The organism is Actinophytocola sp. (genome assembly GCF_036002505.1).
Taxonomy (GTDB): Bacteria; Actinomycetota; Actinomycetes; order Mycobacteriales; family Pseudonocardiaceae; genus DASYTH01.
Window position 1 is genome coordinate 1 of record NZ_DASYTH010000125.1, and the last position, 19,107, is coordinate 19,107.

Consider the following 19,107-nt stretch of genomic DNA (forward strand, 5'->3'; position numbering starts at 1 on the left):
CTACCGCGCCGTCGGACGGTACGCCGAGGCCGAGGGCGAGATCGTCTACGACAACCACGAGACCGGCGACTGGCCGGTCCCGCAGGAGATCGGCGCCCTGTTCGCCCGGCTGCGCGCCGGCATGTACCGGGAGGGCCGCGGGACCTGGTTCAACGCGCGGTACCGGCTGGACCACCCGTCCAGCTACAACCTGGACTACGACCGGGAAGAGCCCGGATGGACGGTGCTGCCGCCGCCCGCTGCGTTCGCCGACGAGCTGCGGATGTTCCCGCGCGCCGAGGGAAACACCCCGGACTGGCTGCGGCGGCGGGCGGCGGGCACCCCGGCGCCGCCGGCGGTGTCGGTACCGATGGCGTCCGCACCGCCGACGCGGTTCCGGGTCGCGCGGATCTTCGACGGGCCCGGGGCCGACGGGCGCCCGGCGGTGAACCGTCCGCCGGTGCCGGACGCCGACCGGGCCGGTGTGCTCGGCTACCTCAACTCCGCGCCGGTGATCATGCAGGGCCGCGGGCTCGACGTCGACCACCTCGACGCCGAGGGGCAGCCGGCCGTCCCGGTGGCCTTCCACACCGACGGCACCTGGATCTGGCCGGCCGCGGTCAACTACTACCTGCACAACTACGGCACCGCGCCGGAACCCGAGCTGGTGGACCACATCCGGCGGTCCGGGTTCCGGGTGCCCGAGGTGGACGAGCCGACCCGCGGGGCGGCGTCGGCGTTCATCGGTCGCGGCGCCCCGGCACCGCCGGCTCCCCCACGGCCACCCGCGCCCGCGCCGACCGTCGTGGCGCCGCGTCCGCCGGTCGCTCCGCCCCCGGAGCCACCACCGACCGTCCTGGCGCCACGCCCGCCCGCCGAACCTCCACCTCCCGCGGTGCGGACCGCGCCCGCCCCGCCACCGGCCGCGTTGCCGTCCCAGGGCCCGCCCGCGGCGACCCTCGACGCGCTCCGGGTTCGCCTGGTCGAGCTGGGCGTACCGCTGTCGGCCTACCGGATCGGCGCCCCGGCGGAGCGCACGTGGACCATGGATCAGACCCCCGAGGGCTGGCGGGTCGGTTGGTACGAAAGGGAGTTCGTCGCCCCAGCGGTGTTCGAGGACGTGGCCGACGCGGCGGCGTTCCTGCTCGGCAAGATCATGCTCGACGGTGGGCGGCGGGCGGCAGCTGAGCCCGCGGCGGCACCTGGCGAGCCCGGGATCCGGCCGGAGAGCGGCCCGCCGCCGGTGAGCCGGCCCGAACCCCCTCGGGTGGACGACGACCCTCCCCCGGCGAGCCCGCCCGGCGGCCGCCCCTCGGCGGGCCACCTCGACGGCGACCGCCGGCCAGCGAGCGAACCCGACAGCGGCCGCCAACCGGTGAACCGGCCGGAAGGCGGCCGGCGCCGGCTCGACCCGGCCGTGGCCGAGGCCGCGTCGCTGTTCACCCCGGCCGCCGAGCAGGCGACGGTCGAGGCCGAGCCGGTCGAGCCGCCGTCCCGGGACCTGCCGCCGCCCGCACCTCCACTTACTATCAAACCCAGGGAGCCGCAGCCGACCATGGCCATGGCGGCGCCCGCGCAGAGCGTCGCCGTGCGCGAGCCCGAGCCGTCCCGGCCGGCCACCCAGACGACCCAGCGCTGGCCGATCCAACCGCTGCCCGGTGAGCCGCCGCTGACTCTGTTCCGCGGCAAGCGGCTGATGGAGCTGGCGCCCGGCACCGAGATCGACCGCTTCGGCGACCCGGACGGCAACCTCACCTACGCCGCCGGCACCCCGTACGCGGAGCGCTCCCTGGTCCCCGAGTGGATCGAGCGGCCGTTCCACACCTACCGCGTCGCCCGCCCGCTCCAGGCGCTCAGTGGCTCCGCCATCCCGTGGTTCGAGCAGACCGGCGGCGGCACCGCCTACCTTCTCCCGGAATCCGTCGGCGACCTGCTCGCCGACGGCCGCCTCGTCGAGGTCCCCGGGCGGCCGCGGCCCGCCTAGTGCGATGAGGTTTGCTGGAGCGGCGGTGGGGGATTTGGGCGGCGGTTGACAGAGTGGTTGTGAGGCGCAGGGCTCTTCTTGGGCGGCTCGCCGGGGCCGGTTCGGGTGCCAAGATCACCAGTTGGGGACGGAAGTGCTCGATTTTCAAGCACTTCCGTCCCGAAACGGTGATCATGCCCCGCCAAACCCGCACCGACAAGATCCACCCGAACCCCTCCCCGCTCCGGTGCCCAGCCGCACCCGAAAGACCAACCTAAGGCCCTGCCAATGGCTAGGGCACCACGACGACCGGGCGGGTCGCCAGGTTGATCAGGGTCTTGGCGGTGGAGCCGAGGGCGCCGGTGCCGTCGTGGGAGCGGCCGATGACGATGCAGTCCGCGCGCATCTCCTCGGCGACCTTCTCCAGGCCGCGGGCGGCGTCGCCGCGGTGGTGGACGACCTCCCAGCGCACGCCCTGCGATTCCAGGAACAGGGCGGCGTTGTGGCGCAAGCCTTCCACGAACGCGGTGCCGGCGTCGGTGTTGTCCGCCAACGGGATCGGCGTCCAGTAACCCGCGGTGGTCAGCGGCTCGACGTAGACGAGCACCAGCCGGGCCCGCTCACGCCGGGCCAGACCCGCCGCCCAGGCGGCCGCGTTGATGCCCGGCCCGCCGCCGTCCACGCCGACCACGACCACCGCGAGCCCATCCTTGCCGATCTCGAACTCGCCTTCGCCCGCTGGCACCCCTGGAGTCTAGTGCGAGACAGCGGTTGACAAACCTAATAGAGCGACCTGCGCGGTACCGATCCCACCTCGGACGAAGAGCGAGATGCGCTCCTCTTCTCTCTGAAACAGAGCGACGCACAGAAGCGATCCCACACGGTGCCCCGGGTCCGCGCAGCACGGCCGTGAACGCCAAGGAGGACGCAGTGTCGAAGATTCGTCCGCTGAGTGAGTTCGGCCCCATGCTTCTTGACCTGCTATTCGTGAAAGCCTACCGGAACGTCCATGTGGCACCTGGGCCCAGGCCTGAGCAGATCACGGTCAACGGCACGAAGGAAAGCGCAGGGCGGCCGCTGAACTACATCTTCGCATGCGACACCTGTCCATATTGTGCGATCTTGCCTGTCGTTGACGAGATCCAGCTTCGACTGCCGGAGCGGTTCACAGGATTGCGCAGTGAGTACGAGCAAAGGGTTCGATCGAAGAAGAAGGTGTACCTGGTCATCAACCAAAGGTACTCAGCAAAACCGAGCGTCTGGTACGCATTCAAGGGAGGGCTGTACGCGCTGGGTGCCGCGGCGCCACGAAACCTTTGCCATGAGCATTCGTAGGTAAGTGACCGGCTCAACGGAAGTCGCGGGACTTGGTGACCATCCGGCGCAGGTCGAGGGGTTGCAGGCGGTCGGCGAGCAGGCTGATCGCGCCCTCGGCCTTCTCCAGGGTGCCGCGGACCAGCAGGGCCGGCGAGGTGCGGGCGATACGCCGGTAGCGGGCCCAGAGGCCGACCGTGCAGATCACGTTGATCATGCCGGTCTCGTCCTCGAGGTTGAGGAACGTGACGCCGCCCGCGGTGGCCGGCCGCTGCCGGTGGGTGACCGCACCGCCGACCAGGACCCGCGTCCCATCGTCCACGTCGGACAGTTGGGCGGCAGGCAGCGCGCCGAGCCGGTCCAGCCGCTCGCGGACGAACTGGGTGGGGAAGCTGTCCGGGGACACGCCGGTGGCCCAGACGTCGGCGACTGCGAGCTCGATCTCGTCCATGCCGGGAAGCGGCGGGGCGTGCGTGCCGACCGTGGTGCCGGGCAACCGGTCCGGGCGGTCGGCGGCCGCGGCGCCGGCCGCCCACAGCGCCTCCCGCCGCTCGATCCCGAAGCAGCTGAACGCGCCGGCCGTGGCCAGCGCCTCGACCTGGGCCCGGGTCAGCTGGATTCGCCTGGCCAGGTCGACCATGTTGACGAACGGTCCACCGTCCACACGGGACGCCACGATGCGCTCGGCGAGCTCGTTGCCGATGGTGCGCACCGAACCGAGGCCCAGGCGCACCGCGCGTTGCCGCTCGATGCCGCACACCGGGCATTCGTTGGGAAACCTGCGACACTGCTCGCACATCGGCTCCAGGGTGGCGTGCGCGAGGCTGGCGTTGACGTCCGGGCCGCGCACCACCACCCCGTGCCGGCGGGCATCCGCCACCAGCGACTGCGGCGAGTAGAAACCCATCGGCTGGGCGCGCAGCAGCGCGGCGCAGAACGCGGCCGGGTAGTAGAGCTTGAACCAGGCGCTGGCGAACACCAGCAGCGCGAAGCTCAGCGCGTGGCTCTCCGGGAAGCCGAAGTTGGAGAACGCCACCAGCTTCTCGTAGATCCGCCCGGCCAACTCCTCGTCGATGCCGTGTTCCGCGGCGCCTTCGTAGAACCGCTGGCGCAGCCGCTCCATCCGGCGGGTGGACCGCTTGGCACCCATGGCCCGGCGCAGCTCGTCCGCCTCGGCCGGGGAGAAGTCGGCCACGTCCACCGCGATCTGCATGAGCTGCTCCTGGAACAGCGGCACGCCCTTGGTCTTGCGCAACGCGTTCTCCAGCAACGGATGGTCGTAGGTGACCTCCTCGACGCCGCTGTGCCGGCGGATGTACGGGTGCACCGAGCCGCCCTGGATGGGGCCGGGCCGGATCAGCGCGACCTCCACCACCAGGTCGTAGAACTCCGCGGGTTTCAACCGGGGCAGCGTGGCCATCTGCGCCCGGCTCTCCACTTGGAACACTCCGACCGAGTCGGCCTTCTGCAGCATCGCGTAGACCTTCTCGTCGTACAGGTTCAGCTCACCCATGTCCACCGACCGTCCATAGTGGTCACAGACCAGGTCGATCACGTAGTGCAGCGCGGAGAGCATGCCGAGGCCGAGCAGGTCGAACTTGACCAGACCGACCGCGGCGCAGTCGTCCTTGTCCCACTGCAGCACGGTCCGGTCCTTCATCCGGGCCGGCTCCACCGGGCAGACCTCGCTCACCGGCCGGTCGCAGATCACCATGCCGCCGGAGTGGATCCCCAGGTGCCGCGGGAAGTCCTCGAGCTGACCGGCCAGCTCCAGCACGGCCAGCGGCACGTCGTGGTCGTTCTCGTCCACAGTGGACTTGAGCGGACCCCACCGGTCGATCTGCTTGCTCCAGGCGTCCTGCTGGCCGGGCGAGTAACCCAGCGCCTTGGCCATGTCCCGGACCGCGGACCGGGCCCGGTAGGCGATCACGTTGGCCACCTGCGCGGCGTGCCGGCGGCCATGCTTGCGGTAGACGTACTGGATGGCCTCCTCGCGCCGGTCGGACTCGATGTCCAGGTCGATGTCCGGCGGGCCGTCCCGGGCCGGCGCCAGGAACCGCTCGAACAGCAGCTCGTAGCGCACCGCGTCCACGCTGGTGATGCCCAGCGCGTAGCAGACCGCCGAGTTCGCCGCGGATCCCCTGCCCTGGCACAGGATTCCCGCCTCCCGGCAGAACCGCACGATGTCCCACACCACGAGGAAGTAACCGGGGTAGCCGAGCGTCTCGATCACGTCGAGCTCGTGCGCGAGCTGGGCGAACGCCTTGGGGTTCTCCGCGGAGGTGCCGTACCTCTTCGCCGCGCCGCGGTAGGTCAGCTCGCGCAGGTAGCTGATCTCGTCGTGGCCGGCCGGCACGTCGAACGGCGGCAGCTGCGGCACGATCAGCTCCAGCGGGAAGGCCAGCTCCACGCCCAGCACCGCGGCCCGCTGCACCACGCCCGGGTAGCGGCGGAACCGGTGCGCCATCTCCGCTCCGGACCGCAGGTGCGCGGTGGGCGCGGGCGGCAGCCAGCCGTCCAGCTCGTCCAGCCCGCGCCGGGCCCGCACCGCGGCCATCGCGGCGGCCAGCCGACCGCCGCTCGGATGGGCGTAGTGCACGGCGTTCGTGGCCACACAGGCCAGACCCAGCTCGTTCGCCATCCCGTACAGGAGATCGTTGTGCGCGGAGTCCTCCGGGCCGCCGTGGTCGGTCAGCTCGACCAGCACCCGGTCCTTGCCGAACGCCCCGACCAGCCGGCCGAGCTCCACGTAGGCCGCCTCCGGTCCACTGTGGACCAGCGCGCGGCGCACGGAACCCTTGCGGCAACCGGTGAGCACCACGCAGTGCTCCCGGGTCTCGGCCACCACCTGGTCGAAGTCGTAGACCGGCCGGCCCTTCTCCGCGCCCCCGGTGAGATATCCGTTGGTGAGCGTGCGGCACAGCCGGTGGTAGCCCTCCTGCTGGTCGGCCAGCAGCAGCAGGTGCTCGCCCTCCGGGTCGGCGACCCCACTCTTCTGGGGGCCAGGCCCCCAGACCCCCGGCCGGCGGGGCTCCGCCCCCCGGACCCCCCGCTGTGGCTCGGAAAGGTCGAAGGACAGCTCGGTGCCGAACACCGTGCGCACACCCAGTTCCCTTGCCGCCTCGGCGAACCGCACCACGCCGTACATCCCGTCGTGGTCGGTGATGGCGATGGCGTCCAGGCCGAGCAGCGCGGCCGCCTCCACCAGCTCCTCGGGATGGCTTGCCCCGTCGAGGAAACTGAAGTTGGAATGGCAGTGCAGCTCGGCGTAGGGCACCCGGCTGTCGCCGTCGGCCTGATCCGTGACGCCCGGCGGCCCGATGCCGGCCGGCGGCACGTACCGTTCGCGACGCCGGCTCCAGGCCGGGCTGTCCCCGCCGTCGCCCCGCGGGCCGGCACCGGTATCGCGCCGGCCAGAGAGGATCCGCTCCAGCTCGGCCCAGCTCACCGGCGGGTTGTTCCAGCCCACTAGCCCGCCTCTCCAGAATTATCTGCTGTCGTTACGTCCCAGCCATCGGTGCGGATGGCTGGTGGATCGTGGCTGGGTGCCGTCACGGTCCCCTGAGGTTGCGTTTGGTCGGTGCGAGGCTTTGTCAGCCCCTCCGCGATGATCCATGAGACAGCCCATCAGTCGTACCAACCCTCGACGAGCCAGCGCCCGTGCTCGTGCACCAGCAGCAGCGCGGACTGCTCCTCGCCGTCAACCAGCAGCACCTGTATCCGGGCCCGGCGGCGCGCCTGGTCCGGCTCCCACCAGCGCTCGTCGGCCGGCCACGGCCCGGCCCAGGCCCGCACCTCGCGCGCGTCGCCGTTCAGCACCACCCGATGCGGTTTCGCGGTCAGCACGAACCGTCCGGTGACCCCGACACCGGCGCCTTCCCCGTCCAGGACCGCGGCGTCCACCGGCCGGGACAGCACCAGGCTGGGCGACGGCGCCGGCAACCGTCCCGGCCACGGCGGATCCGGGTCGGCGCGCGGGGTCCGCTCGTCCCCCCACGGCACCAGCCGCACCCGCTCGGCCGGGCCGCGGCCGCCACCGAGCACCGGGGAGAGCACCCCGTCCGGACCGAGCAGGCCCTGCACGTGCACCAGCGCGCGGCCGGCCCGCTCGTTCGCCACGGCGTGCCCCTCGCCGCGCCAGAGATCCAGCTGCAGCGCCTGACCCTCAACCACCTCAACGGGTTCCAGGCGCAGCACGGACACCCCGGCGCTCGGCCGGTCCACCGCGCGCAGCCACCCGTCGAGCTGCCAGCGCACCCGGTCGGCGATCCCGGACGGGGTGAGCGGCTCGGCGCAGCGCCACACCCGGGTGAGCTCCTCGCCGCGCTCGGTGCCGGCGTTGATGCCGAGCCGGGTGCAGGCCAGCCCGTGCGCGGCCAGCCCGGCGTGCAGCCGCTCGGCCAGGGTCCGCGCCACGAACGCGGCCGAGTCCACCCGGTCCACCGGCGGGTCCAGCACCTCGGTGACGGACAGGTCGTCCGGCGGGCGGCGGCGGGCCGGCGGGCGCTCCTCCAGCCCGCGGGACAGCCGGTGCGCGAGGACCGCGTCCGCGCCGAACCGGGACGCCACGTCCTTCTCCGGCACCGCGGCGAACGCGCCCAGGGTGCGCAGCCCCAGCCGGCGCAGCAGGTCCACCAGGTCGGTCCGGTCCGGTGCGTGCGGCCCGTTCAGCTCGCGGATCCCCAGCGGCGCAAGGAAATCCGGTGTCTCACCGGCCGGGATGAGCAGCCCGCGGTGCGCGGCGAGGGTGGCCGCGAACAGCCCGCCGGCGATGCCCACCTGGCACTCCACCCCGGTGCGCACCGCCACCTGGTCCACCAGCCGCTCGGCCGCCGCCTCCGGCCCGCCGAAGTACCCGACCGGGCCGCGCGCCGGCACCGCGACCACCCCCGGCCGGACCACCTCGACCCCGACCGCGAGCTCCTCCACCGCGGCCGCCACCGGCTCGAACACCCGCGCGTCCCGGACCGGGTCGTCGTCGAACACGACCAGCTCCGGGCAGCGGCCCTGCGCCTCCCGTCGCCGCATCCCCCGCTGCACACCCTCCGCCCGGGCCACCACCGAGCACGCCACCACCCGGTTCGCCCCGACCACCGCCACCGGCAGCCGCGCCGGCGTCCGGCGCACCGACGCGGCCGCCACCACCGGCCAGTCCGGGCACCACACCACCAGCAGCTGCCCGGACATGATCAGCCCGCCGCCCGGGGTTGCCGCGGCTCGAGGAGGGACCTGACCCTGGGGTAGGCGGGCCGGACGGTGCCGCCGGGACCGGGCAGGAGGAGGTTCGTCCGGGTGGGTCGGGCGGCGGCGCCGCGGCCCTGGGCCTGGACGGTGATCTCGCGCTGGCGCAGGTGGCCGGCGCCGTCACCGAGGCCGGACCACGTGACATCGAGGCAGGTCAGCTCGAGGTCGGCGGCGGGCCACTCGCCGTAGGGCAGCAGCACGGAACCCCGGTGCCGGGCGCGCGCGGACAGGCGGCGGGCGTGCGCCTGGCTCAACTCGGCCGCGGGGACGGCGACCAGGTCCACGCCGTCCAGCAGCGCCGCGATCACCAGGCCGGCCTGGCTGCCCGGGCGCGGCACCAGGGCCAGCCGGTCCACCGCGACCCCGTACTCGGCGGCGGCCTGCACGCCCAGGCACGGGATGCCCACCACCGCCGCCCAGGACCCGGCGGCGGTCGCCTCCGCCAGCACGGCCAGCAGCAGCGAGACCGACCCGCGGACCGCGACCGTGCTTCCGCGGCGCAGCCCACCCCACGGAAACAGTCCGGCCAGCTCGTCGTGCACCGGCAGCACCCGGGCCCGGTCCGCCGGCGCCACGCCGAGTCCGCTGGCCACACCCACCCCGGTGGTCCTGGCCAGCGAGCCAAGTGCCGTCACCGACACGGCAACCCCTCCCCGCACCGAACGGCCTCGAACACGTGTTCGATGTCAAACTTGACAATAACCGCGGGTCAGGGCGGGTTCAAGGGCCTCAGTGCGCGAAGTGCCGGGTGCCGGTGAGATAAAGGGGGACGCCCGCGGTCTCGGCGGCGGCGATGACGTCGGCGTCGCGGACCGAGCCGCCGGGTTGAACGACGGCGTGGACGCCCGCGTCGAGGAGTACCTGGAGGCCGTCGGGGAAGGGGAAGAACGCGTCGGAGGCGGCCACGGCGCCGCGGGCCCGCGCACCGGCGCGGGTGACCGCCAGGCGGGCCGCATCGACGCGGTTGACCTGGCCCATCCCGACGCCGACCGTGGCGGTGTCGTCGACCAGGACGATCGCGTTGGACTTCACCGCGCGGCAGGTGCGCCAGGCGAAGGCGAGATCGGCCAGCATGGCCTCGTCGACCGCGGCGCCGGTGGCGAGCGTCCACTTGGCCGGGTCGTCGCCCTCAGCGTCGAGGACGTCGGTGGTCTGCATGAGCAGCCCGCCGGAGACCGCGCGGAACTCCGGACCGCCGCGCACCGGCGGCGCGGCCACCAGGATGCGGATGTTCTTCTTGCGGGACAGCACATCCACCGCACCGTCCGTATAGGACGGAGCGACGATGACCTCGGTGAACACCTCGGCCACCTGCTCGGCCATGTCCACGCTCACCTCGCGGTTGGCCGCGATCACCCCGCCGAACGCGCTCACCGGGTCGCACGCGTGCGCCTTGCGGTGCGCCTCGGCGATGTTGCCCATCGTGGACACCGCGATGCCGCACGGGTTGGTGTGCTTGATGATCGCCACACACGGCGGCTCGTGGTCGAACGCGGCGCGCCACGCGGCGTCCGCGTCGACGTAGTTGTTGTAGGACATCTCCTTGCCGTGCAGCTGTTCCGCCGTGGCCAGGCCCGGGCGGGGGAACTCGGAGACGTAGAGCGCCGCGCGCTGGTGCGGGTTCTCCCCGTAGCGCAACACGTCCCGGCGGGTCCAGCTCGCACCCGCCCAGCCGGGGAAGCCGGAGCCCTCGTCGTCCGGGGACAGCGCGCTGCCCATCCAGGACGCCACCGCCACGTCGTAGCCGGCGGTGTGCCGGAACGCCGCCACGGCCAGCGCCTGCCGGTCGGCCAGCGTGAATCCGCCGGCGCGGACCCGCTCGAGCACCCAGCCGTAGCGGGACGGATCCACCACGACCGCCACGCTGGCGTGGTTCTTGGCCGCGGCCCGCACCATGGCCGGCCCGCCGATGTCGATCTGCTCGACGCACTCGTCGGGGTCCGCGCCGGAGGCGACGGTGGCCGCGAACGGGTAGAGGTTCACCACCAGCAGGTCGAACGGCGCGATGCCGAGGGACACCAGCTGCTGGTGGTGCTCCGGCTTGCGCAGATCGGCCAGCAGCCCGGCGTGCACCCGCGGGTGCAGCGTCTTCACCCGGCCGTCCAGCGACTCCGGGAAGCCGGTGACCTCCTCGACCGGCGTCACCGGCACGCCCGCGTCGGCGATCACCCGCGCGGTGCCGCCGGTGGACACGATCTCCACACCCGCCGCGTGCAGCCCGGTGGCCAGTTCCAGCAGCCCGGCCTTGTCGGACACCCCGACCAGGGCGCGCCGCACCGATCTCCGCTCAAGGGAGGGTCCGGGGGCGGAGCCTCCGGCCGGGGGTTTGGGGGCGGAGCCCCCATTGGGCGCAGTCACGGAATGCTCACCTCTCGTCCGGTCACGGTCAGGCCCTCGCGGGCGATCCGGGCGACCACGTCGACCAGTAGCCGGCGCTCCACCACCTTGATCCGCTCGTGCAGCTTCCCGGCGTCCTCCCCGGGCTCGACCGCGACCGCCTCCTGGGCGACGATCGGCCCGGTGTCCACCCCGGCGTCGACCAGGTGCAGGGTGCACCCGGTCACCTTCACCCCGTGCGCGAGCGCGTCGGCCACCGCGTGCGCGCCGGGAAACGCCGGCAGCAGCGCGGGATGCGTGTTCAGCACCCGGCCGGCGAACCGGTCCAGGAACACCGGGCCGAGGATCTTCATGAAGCCCGCGGACACCACCAGATCCGGCTCGTATGCGGCCACCGCGCCGGCCAGCGCCGCGTCCCAGGCGGCCCGGTCGGGATGGTCGGCCAGCCGCACCACGAACTCCGGGATCTCCGCGCGGCGCGCCCGGGCCAGGCCCTCGATGCCGTCCCGGTCCGCGCCCACGGCCACGACCCGCGCGGGAAAGTCGCCGGTCGCCGCGTCCAGCAGCGCCTGCAGCAACGTCCCGGAGCCGGACACCAGGACGGCGACCCTGGCCGGCGGCCTGGGTACGGGGTCGGTGCGGCTGGGCATGATCTCCTGGCGGGGTCTCAGGCTGGGGGGACAACGGCCAGCGTAGGCGGCGGCTAGTCGATCTCGGCGGCCAGGTCCTCGTCACCGGCGGCCGGCTCCTCGGCGTCGTCAGGAGTCTCCGCGGCGTCGTCCGCATCGTCTTCGAACTCGTCGTCTTCATCGTCGTCGGCGTCGTCGAACGGCTCGTCCTCGTCGTCGATCAGGCCGGCCGGACCGTCCGGCCCGGGGCGGGGTCCGCCGAACCACGCCACCACGGCGCCGGTGATACCCACCCACGCGACCAGGGCCACCGACAGCGACGCCGCCCGCAGGTCGACCGGATCGAACCGGCCGCCGCCGGCCGGGCCGCCCGCGCTGCCGGCCAGGACCACCAGGCTCAGCGCCACCACCGCGGTGGCCACGGCGACCGCGCGCAGCCGGTCCCGGGGCTCCTCTGCGGCGTACCGGAGCCGCCGCCCCACCAGCACGCCCACCCCGACCGGAAGCACCAGCAGCACCGGCCACCACACCGCGGTCCGCTCCGGCAGCGCGGCGAGCAGCGGCAGACCCGGCACCGGCCCGCCGCGGAACGTCAACGGTGTCAACGAGATCTCGCCGAGCGCGAACCCCGGACCGGCCACGAAGGACGTCGCGGCGATGACCGCGTTGGGCACGTACCCGGCGCACAGCAGCAGCAGACCAAGCCCGCTACCCGGCCCGGAAGCGTTGCGCGCGAACAACTCCCGGACCGCGGGCAGCGACGCGACCAGGCCGAGGCTCAGGGTGAGCGCGCCGGCCGCCAGCAGTGCCACGGTGGCCAGCACCCCGACCCGCAGTCCGCGCAGGGCCACCCCGTCCACCCGGTCGAGCAGCACCGCGAGCAGGCCACCCCGCCGGGCGACCCCGGCGATCGCGGCCACCGCGGCGAGCAGCGCCGGGTAGTAGAACGCGGCCAGCGGGTCCACCGCCGCCGGCCGGCCCGCGCACAGCAGTCCCAGCGCCAGCCCGAAAATCGCGTGCCCGCCGGAGATCGCGGCCACCACCTGGGCGGCCTCCCGCGGCGTCTCGAGCTCCAGCCGGTGCGCCGCGCCGGCGGCGGTCCGGGCGATCAGCACGACCGCCGCGAGGGTCGGCAGCAGCGGCAGCACACCCAGCACGTGCCCCTCGACACGGACCGGAACCTGGTGCACGGCAAGCCATCCGGGCATCGCCGTGGTCAGCACCCCGGTCGTGGTGAACTGCGCGCGCGAGGCCACCGAGGTGACCAGCGCGAAGATCGCGGCCACCGCGGCGTACCCGGTGACCAGCGGCCCGAGCGCGGCCACCGCCAGCACCCGCACCCGGGCGGCCAGCGGAATCGGCTCCCACCCGTCGATCCCGAGGTCGTCCTCGAGGGCACCGGACCGGAGCAACACCATGTGGATCACTCTCGCACCCACATTGGGCCATTCGGGTGAGCCACGCCGCCATCACCCCAACCGGGTGAGGGCCTGACGTGCACAGACTCGCCGTCCCGAACGTACGAAAACGGGGTGGCATCGGGTTGATGCCACCCCGCTGGTGAGTCCTCTTAACCTTGCTGGGGGTAACCGCCGGGTGGGGTGCCCGGGTGCTGGCCGGGCGGGGGCGGGAACTGGCCGGGCTGGGGCTGGTACTGGGTCTGCGCGCCGGGTGAGCCGTACTGGCCGGGCTGCGGCGGCGGGTACTGACCGGGCGGCGGGCCGCCGTAGCCACCGGGCGGGCCGTACTGCGGCTGCTGGTGGCCGGGCGGCGGGATCTTGATGACGCCGGCGTCCATCAGGTACGCGCCGACCGCGGCGAGCATCTGCAGGATGCCGAAGATCAGCACCAGCACCGCGCCGGTGCCCAGCGACCCGTCGGCCTGGAACACCGCAAACAGGAACGGGATCGTGCCGCCCACCGCGAACACCGCCGGCCAGACACCCGGCTTGTAGTCTCCGGGCAGCAGGCTGAACAGCGCCGTCAGGGCGGAGATCAGCAGCAGGCCCGGCACCCAGCCGAATCCGCCCTCGTAGAAGCTCGTGCCGGGGATGTCCACGCCGCGCACGGACGAGCTTCCGCCGGTCAGCGAGGCGAAGGCGAGGAACAGGTTGAGCACGCCGAGCCCACCCGTGACCAGGTAGGCGATCTGCGGAATGTTCAGCTGCCGCGGACCGCCCGCGGCCGGCCCGCCGTAGCCGGGACCGGGACCGGGTTGCGGTTGCTGCGGGCCCTGCCCCGGGTACCCGCCAGGCCCTCCTGGGTAGGTCATCGCGCGCTACTCCTCAGCTTCACTCGACGCGTCACGGCAACGAAATCGGGAGTTCCGACGGTCACCGGCGCCGACTGGTTCCGGGCCAGAATTCCCCGTTGTGGGGCCGGACGCTACACCAACGGCGTACCCGGCCACCCCACGAGTCTCACAATCAGCCACGCACGAGCTGGCGGGCGAGATCGGCGGTCTCGGACGGGGTCTTGCCCACCTTCACGCCGGCCGCCTCGAGGGCCTCCTTCTTGGCGGCCGCGGTGCCGGAGGAGCCGGAGACGATGGCGCCGGCGTGGCCCATGGTCTTGCCCTCGGGAGCGGTGAAGCCGGCGACGTAGCCGATGACGGGCTTGGTCACGTTCTCTTTGATGTAGGCGGCCGCGCGCTCCTCGGCGTCGCCGCCGATCTCGCCGATCATCACGATCAGCTCGGTCTCCGGGTCGTCCTGGAAGGCCGCCAGCGCGTCGATGTGCGTGGTGCCGATGACCGGGTCGCCGCCGATGCCGACGGCCGAGGAGAACCCGATGTCCCGCAGCTCGTACATGAGCTGGTAGGTCAGCGTGCCGGACTTGGACACCAGGCCGATCACGCCGGGGCCGGTGATGTCGGCCGGGATGATGCCCGCGTTGGACTTGCCCGGGGAGATCACGCCGGGGCAGTTCGGGCCGATGATCCGGGTCTTGTTGCCGGTGGCGCAGGCGTGCGCCCAGAACGACGCCGTGTCGTGCACCGGGATGCCCTCGGTGATCACCACTGCGAGCCCGATCCCGGCGTCGATGGCCTCCACGACGGCGGCCTTGGCGAACCGCGGCGGCACGAACACCACCGTCACGTCCGCGCCGGTGGCCGACATGGCCTCACCGACCGAGTTGTACACCGGCAGGAACAGGCCCGAGGTGACGTCGCTGAAGTCGACGCTCTGCCCGCCCTTGCCCGGGGTGACGCCGCCGACCACGTTGCTGCCGGCGCGCAGCATCCGCCGGGTGTGCCGGGTGCCCTCGGAGCCGGTCATGCCCTGCACGATGATCCGGCTCTGCTCGTTGAGGAAGATCGCCATCGCGGATCACGCCCCCTGTGCGGCAAGTTGGGCGGCCACCCGGGCCGCGTTGTCCATGGTGTCCACCTGCTGCAGGCCGGGCAGCGCCGCCTCGGTGAGGATCCGGCGGCCCTCGACGGCGTTGTTGCCGTCCAGCCGCACCACGATCGGCCGGTTCACCTCGTCGCCGCGGGACTCCAGCAGCCGGAACGCCTGCACGATGCCGTTGGCCACGGCGTCGCACGCGGTGATCCCGCCGAACACGTTCACGAAGACGCTGCGCACGTCCGGGTCGGAGAGAATGATCTCCAGCCCGTTGGCCATCACCTCGGCCGACGCGCCGCCGCCGATGTCGAGGAAGTTGGCCGGCTTCACGCCGCCGAACTCCTCACCCGCGTAAGCCACAACGTCCAAAGTGGACATCACCAGGCCGGCGCCGTTGCCGATGATCCCGACCTGGCCGTCCAGCTTGACGTAGTTGAGGTCCTTCTCCTTCGCCTTCGCCTCAAGGGGATCCTCGGCGCTCTGGTCGACCAGCGCGGCGTGCGCCGGGTGCCGGAACGAGGCGTTGTCGTCCAGCGTGACCTTGCCGTCCAGCGCGACGATCGTGTCCTGCGGGTCGCGGACCAGCGGGTTCACCTCGACCAGCGTGGCGTCCTCGGCGACGAACGTCTCCCAGAGCTTGACCACCACCTCGGCCGCCTCCTCGGCCACCTCGGCCGGGAAGTTCGCCGCGGCAACGATCTCGCGCGCCCTGGCCAGGTCCACGCCGGCGATCGGGTCGACCGGGACCTTGGCCAGCGCATCCGGCCGCTCCACCGCGAGCTGCTCGATCTCCATGCCGCCCTCGGCCGAGGCCATCGCCAGGAACGTGCGGTTGGCCCGGTCCAGCAGGAACGAGAAGTAGTACTCCTGCGCGATGTCCGAGGCCGGGGTGACGAGCACGCGGCGCACGATGTGGCCCTTGATGTCCAGCCCCAGGATGCCCTCGGCTTTCACCCGGGCCTCGTCCGGACCCGTGGCCAGCTTGACGCCGCCGGCCTTGCCCCGGCCGCCGGTCTTCACCTGGGCCTTGACCACCACCATCTGGCCGAACTCCGCGGCGGCCGCACCGGCCGCGTCGGGCGTGTCCACCACGGTGCCCGGCAGCACCGGGACGCCGTGCGCGGCGAAGAGCTCCTTCGCCTGGTACTCGTACAGATCCACTTCGCGATGTCTCCTGACTCGGCGCCGTCGGACGAAAGGACCCTAGCGACCTGGAGATCAGGACGTCACAGCGCACCTGGTGAGGATGCTCACTCCGATTTGAGTTGGGAGACAAGGGCAACCACGGCCGCGATGCCGAGCATCACGAAGCAGCCCAACGCGAGCCAGGTGCCCGGCCCCGGGGTGGACGCGGCGGCCCGGTCGCCGGTGAGCGGGAACTCCAGCAGGCGCACGCCGACCACCCCGGCGGCACCCAGCAGCAGGGCGACCGCGCGCGGCGGGCGGGACACCGGCGCCAGGGCGGCGGCCGCGACCACGGCGAGCAGCCCGAGCAGCAGGCCCCACGAGGTGAGCCGGAAGTCCGCCCAGATACCCGGTGCCACGAAGTCCGGCGCGCGGACCGCGGGCAGCGCGAACGCTCCCACGGCGAGCAGGACCGCCGCGGCCGACGGAATGATCAGGACACGGTTCGGGCCGCGCTCGGTGAGATCCACCTCGTCGCGCTCGGTGGTGCCCGCCAGGCCGGCACACGCCGCCGCCACCACCGCGATGATCATCGCCGCGCCGGTGACCCAGACGCCGTAGCCGACGTTCACCGCCGGCCGGACGTTCGCCCCCGGCAGCGCCTCGCCCAGTTCGCCCGCGCCGGTCAGCGCCGCGTCCAGCGCACCCGCGCCGGCCACCACGACGGAGACCAGCGCGACGGTGAACGCCGGCCGGACCGTGGCCGCCACCCGGCCGGCGAACAGCGCCGCGCCGAGCAGGGCGACGAGCACCCCGGCCGCGACCACCGGCCGGTTGGCGTAGCTCGCCGGCTGGTCCAGGCTCGCTCCGACAACGAGCTGTGTGCCCAGGCCACCGATGATCGCCGCGATCCCGGTCAGCACCCCGAACGCCCCGGCCAGGCGGTGCAGCCAGCGCAGCTCGAGCAGCCGCTGCGGGATGCCCACGCTGGTGTGGGTGCCGAGCACCAGGAACACCACGACGAGGAGTACGACCACCGCGGACAGGGCGTAGTACGGCTCGGTGGCCGGTTCCAGCCGGTCCACGGTCTGGCCGGCCACCATGCCCGGCAGGAACACCCCGGCGAGCCCGGCGAGCAGGCCGAGCAGCACGCCCTTGGTGGTGGCCGCCCGCGCCGAGCTGGTGGCGAACACCAGGCCCAGCGCCACCGCGCCGATGGTGACCAGCCCGCCGAGCCGGACCAGGGTGGGGTTGTCCATCAGCTCGCGGGCGAGCAGGAACGCGTTGCGCGAGCGGAAAACCGGGCGGAACAGGCCGACGGTGACGACCGCCGCGCCGGCGATGGCGGCGCCGACCAGGTACCGGCGGGCGATCAGCTCGCGCGGGCCGGCGGTGTCGTCGAGCTGCTCGGCGTAGGCCGACCCGGGCTCGGCCCCGGCCGTGCCGGCGACCAGCGCGCCGGCGACCGCGGCCGCGACGTGGCCGGCGATCAGCAGCCACAGCCCGGTGCTCGCGGTCAGCGGCGCCAGGCTGGTCGGCACCATGAGCTCCGGCCGCGAGGAGAGCAGGGCGTCCCGGGCGAACTGCAGGTCGGTCAGCGCCCGGCCGGGGGCCAGCAGCGCGAAGCCGATCAGCACGCCGGAGGCCAGGAGCAGCCGCCCGGAGAGCACCGCGACCAGGGCGGACAGCGGGGCCAGCAGCGCCAGCGCGATCAGCAGCGGCAGGGCGGCGAAACCGGCCGGCGGCTGGTCGCCGACCAGCCCGAGAGCCGGGCCGGTGATCATCAGGGCCGCGCCGAGAACCGAGACCAGCAGGGCCACGCGGAGCCGGAGGGGAATCTGTGACCAGCGGGACGGGGTGGGTTCCTCGAGCAGCCCGCCCTCATCCGCGGTCTCCTCGGGCGCACGCCGCCCTTCCGCCGGGTGGGCGTGCGGCACTCGAGTCCGCTCAGTCATTGCCCGGCAACGCTAGCAAGTGGACGGAGCGGGCCCGCGGACAGCTGCCGGAAAGTCATCCGTTACGTCGGAACGCCGTCACAGGTTCAGCCCAATCGTGTAACCAAGCTCACAGTGGTGGAGTAATACAATCGATACTTTCCGTCATAGCCGCAGCGCACGAACCTGTTCGAGATCCACCCGATTGGCCGACACACCGTCCGGAAGTTGCCCAGAGCGCTCCCCGTTCGTTACTGTCCCGCCGTCCGTTGTCACAGTCCGGTCACGAATTGGACAGAGTCGGCAACCCCCGACGTCGACTCAGCCGGGTTCCCCCGCCCGGTGTCCAGGCCGAAGGCTCGCCCCCACGAGCCGGAGGTGCCCGACCGGGCTCCCCGAAGACGGAAGGGCAGGCCTTGAGTCGACACCGCTCCCATGCGGTATCCAGGCAGCAGCAGCCCGAGGTACGCAGGTATGCACCCGCGCGCACCGAGGGCAACCGCAGCACTACCACCGGTACCTACCGGGTCGCCTCACCGTCCTCCGCGGTGCGGGGCCGGGTCGTGGTCGCCGCCGTCGCTCTCGGCGCGTTCGCCGCCGCGGCGGCCGGGCAGACCCTGCAGGGACCTCGGCAACCGGCCGCCAACGACATCGCTCCGCTCGCCGACGCCAACGACGTGTCGGCCATGATGGGCATGGGCGGGGACAACGTCGCCGCGCCGGACGTGCTCACCGTGGCACGTGGCACCGACGGGGCCGCCGAGGCCCAGAAGATGGCCGCGAGCGACCGCGCCATGCAGGCCCGGCTGGCGGACCTCAAGGCCAAGCAGGACGAGGCCACCCGGGGCAAGTACGTCAAGCCCGCCGAGGGCACGTTCACCTCCGGTTTCGGCTCGCGGTGGGGAACGACCCACTACGGCGTGGACATCGCCAACCGCATCGGCACCCCGATCCGCGCGGTCGCCGACGGCACCGTCATCGAGGCCGGCCCGGCCAGCGGCTTCGGCCTGTGGGTCCGCATCCAGCACGACGACGGCACGGTCAGCGTGTACGGCCACGTGGACACCTTCTCGGTGCACGAAGGCCAGCGCGTCAAGGCCGGCGAGCAGATCGCCCGGATGGGCAACCGCGGCTACTCCACCGGCCCGCACCTGCACTTCGAGATCTGGGACGCCACCGGCAAGAAGCTCAACCCCGCCCCCTGGCTCGCCGTCCGCGGCATCACCCTCTGAGCC

Annotated in this window: 13 protein-coding genes and 1 pseudogene; 3 read left to right on the plus strand and 11 right to left on the minus strand. The window is 73.0% G+C overall.

Translation table 11 applies throughout. The annotated features are described in order from the left end of the window. The coding region (locus VGR06_RS10880) for a TNT domain-containing protein (protein WP_327558886.1) at positions 1–1,963 on the plus strand (1,963 nt) is incomplete at its 5' end. Positions 1,964–2,234: 271 nt separating this feature from the next. Here VGR06_RS10880 and VGR06_RS10885 read toward each other — a convergent pair. Further along, a complete protein-coding gene (locus tag VGR06_RS10885) occupies positions 2,235–2,687 on the minus strand; it encodes a universal stress protein (RefSeq protein WP_327558887.1) in 453 nt (150 codons plus the stop codon). A 185-nt stretch (positions 2,688–2,872) separates the two neighbouring features. Here VGR06_RS10885 and VGR06_RS10890 point away from each other — a divergent pair, with 185 nt between their 5' ends. Next, on the plus strand, positions 2,873–3,277 hold the full coding sequence (locus VGR06_RS10890; protein ID WP_327558888.1) for a hypothetical protein: 405 nt from the start codon (positions 2,873–2,875) through the stop codon (positions 3,275–3,277). A 13-nt stretch (positions 3,278–3,290) separates the two neighbouring features. Here VGR06_RS10890 and VGR06_RS10895 read toward each other — a convergent pair whose 3' ends face one another. The 10 genes and pseudogenes from VGR06_RS10895 to VGR06_RS10940 form a co-directional block, all read right to left on the minus strand. Continuing rightward, on the minus strand, positions 3,291–6,725 hold the full coding sequence (locus VGR06_RS10895; protein WP_327558889.1) for an error-prone DNA polymerase: 3,435 nt from the start codon (positions 6,723–6,725) through the stop codon (positions 3,291–3,293). 158 nt (positions 6,726–6,883) lie between these two features. Continuing rightward, entirely contained in the window at positions 6,884–8,443 is a 1,560-nt protein-coding gene (locus VGR06_RS10900) for a DNA polymerase Y family protein (protein WP_327558890.1), read from the minus strand. A 2-nt stretch (positions 8,444–8,445) separates the two neighbouring features. Further along, on the minus strand, positions 8,446–9,141 hold the full coding sequence (locus VGR06_RS10905) for a hypothetical protein (RefSeq protein ID WP_327558891.1): 696 nt from the start codon (positions 9,139–9,141) through the stop codon (positions 8,446–8,448). Between the two features lie 88 nt (positions 9,142–9,229). After that, entirely contained in the window at positions 9,230–10,777 is a 1,548-nt protein-coding gene (gene purH, locus VGR06_RS10910) for a bifunctional phosphoribosylaminoimidazolecarboxamide formyltransferase/IMP cyclohydrolase (protein ID WP_327558892.1), read from the minus strand. Between the two features lie 77 nt (positions 10,778–10,854). After that, the gene (gene purN / locus VGR06_RS10915; protein WP_327558893.1) at positions 10,855–11,487 is read right to left on the minus strand and encodes a phosphoribosylglycinamide formyltransferase; all 633 of its coding nucleotides are present in this window, start codon (positions 11,485–11,487) and stop codon (positions 10,855–10,857) included. Between the two features lie 53 nt (positions 11,488–11,540). Further along, positions 11,541–12,884, minus strand: coding sequence for a DUF6350 family protein (locus tag VGR06_RS10920; RefSeq protein WP_327558894.1), 1,344 nt, complete (start codon positions 12,882–12,884; stop codon positions 11,541–11,543). Between the two features lie 152 nt (positions 12,885–13,036). Then, positions 13,037–13,738, minus strand: coding sequence for a DUF5336 domain-containing protein (locus VGR06_RS10925; RefSeq protein WP_327558895.1), 702 nt, complete (start codon positions 13,736–13,738; stop codon positions 13,037–13,039). Between the two features lie 154 nt (positions 13,739–13,892). Then, positions 13,893–14,789: a succinate--CoA ligase subunit alpha gene (gene sucD, locus VGR06_RS10930; protein ID WP_327558896.1), complete on the minus strand. Its 897-nt coding sequence runs from the start codon at positions 14,787–14,789 to the stop codon at positions 13,893–13,895. Positions 14,790–14,795: 6 nt separating this feature from the next. Further along, positions 14,796–15,977, minus strand: a pseudogene (gene sucC, locus VGR06_RS10935) (ADP-forming succinate--CoA ligase subunit beta); the annotation flags it as partial. 86 nt (positions 15,978–16,063) lie between these two features. Then, positions 16,064–17,893, minus strand: a complete 1,830-nt coding sequence (locus VGR06_RS10940; protein ID WP_327558897.1) for a hypothetical protein — start codon at positions 17,891–17,893, stop codon at positions 16,064–16,066. 527 nt (positions 17,894–18,420) lie between these two features. Between VGR06_RS10940 and VGR06_RS10945 the strand changes: the two genes are divergently transcribed. Further along, positions 18,421–19,104: a M23 family metallopeptidase gene (locus tag VGR06_RS10945; RefSeq protein ID WP_327558898.1), complete on the plus strand. Its 684-nt coding sequence runs from the start codon at positions 18,421–18,423 to the stop codon at positions 19,102–19,104. Positions 19,105–19,107 lie beyond the last annotated feature (3 nt).

Bases quoted from the DNA above. Each gene is read 5' to 3' on its own strand.
- VGR06_RS10900 (WP_327558890.1), bottom strand. From the start codon at position 8,443: ATGTCCGGGCAGCTGCTGGTGGTGTGGTGCCCGGACTGGCCGGTGGTG.
- purN (WP_327558893.1), bottom strand. From the start codon at position 11,487: ATGCCCAGCCGCACCGACCCCGTACCCAGGCCGCCGGCCAGGGTCGCC.
- VGR06_RS10920 (WP_327558894.1), bottom strand. From the start codon at position 12,884: ATGGTGTTGCTCCGGTCCGGTGCCCTCGAGGACGACCTCGGGATCGAC.
- VGR06_RS10925 (WP_327558895.1), bottom strand. From the start codon at position 13,738: ATGACCTACCCAGGAGGGCCTGGCGGGTACCCGGGGCAGGGCCCGCAG.
- sucD (WP_327558896.1), bottom strand. From the start codon at position 14,789: ATGGCGATCTTCCTCAACGAGCAGAGCCGGATCATCGTGCAGGGCATG.
- VGR06_RS10940 (WP_327558897.1), bottom strand. From the start codon at position 17,893: ATGACTGAGCGGACTCGAGTGCCGCACGCCCACCCGGCGGAAGGGCGG.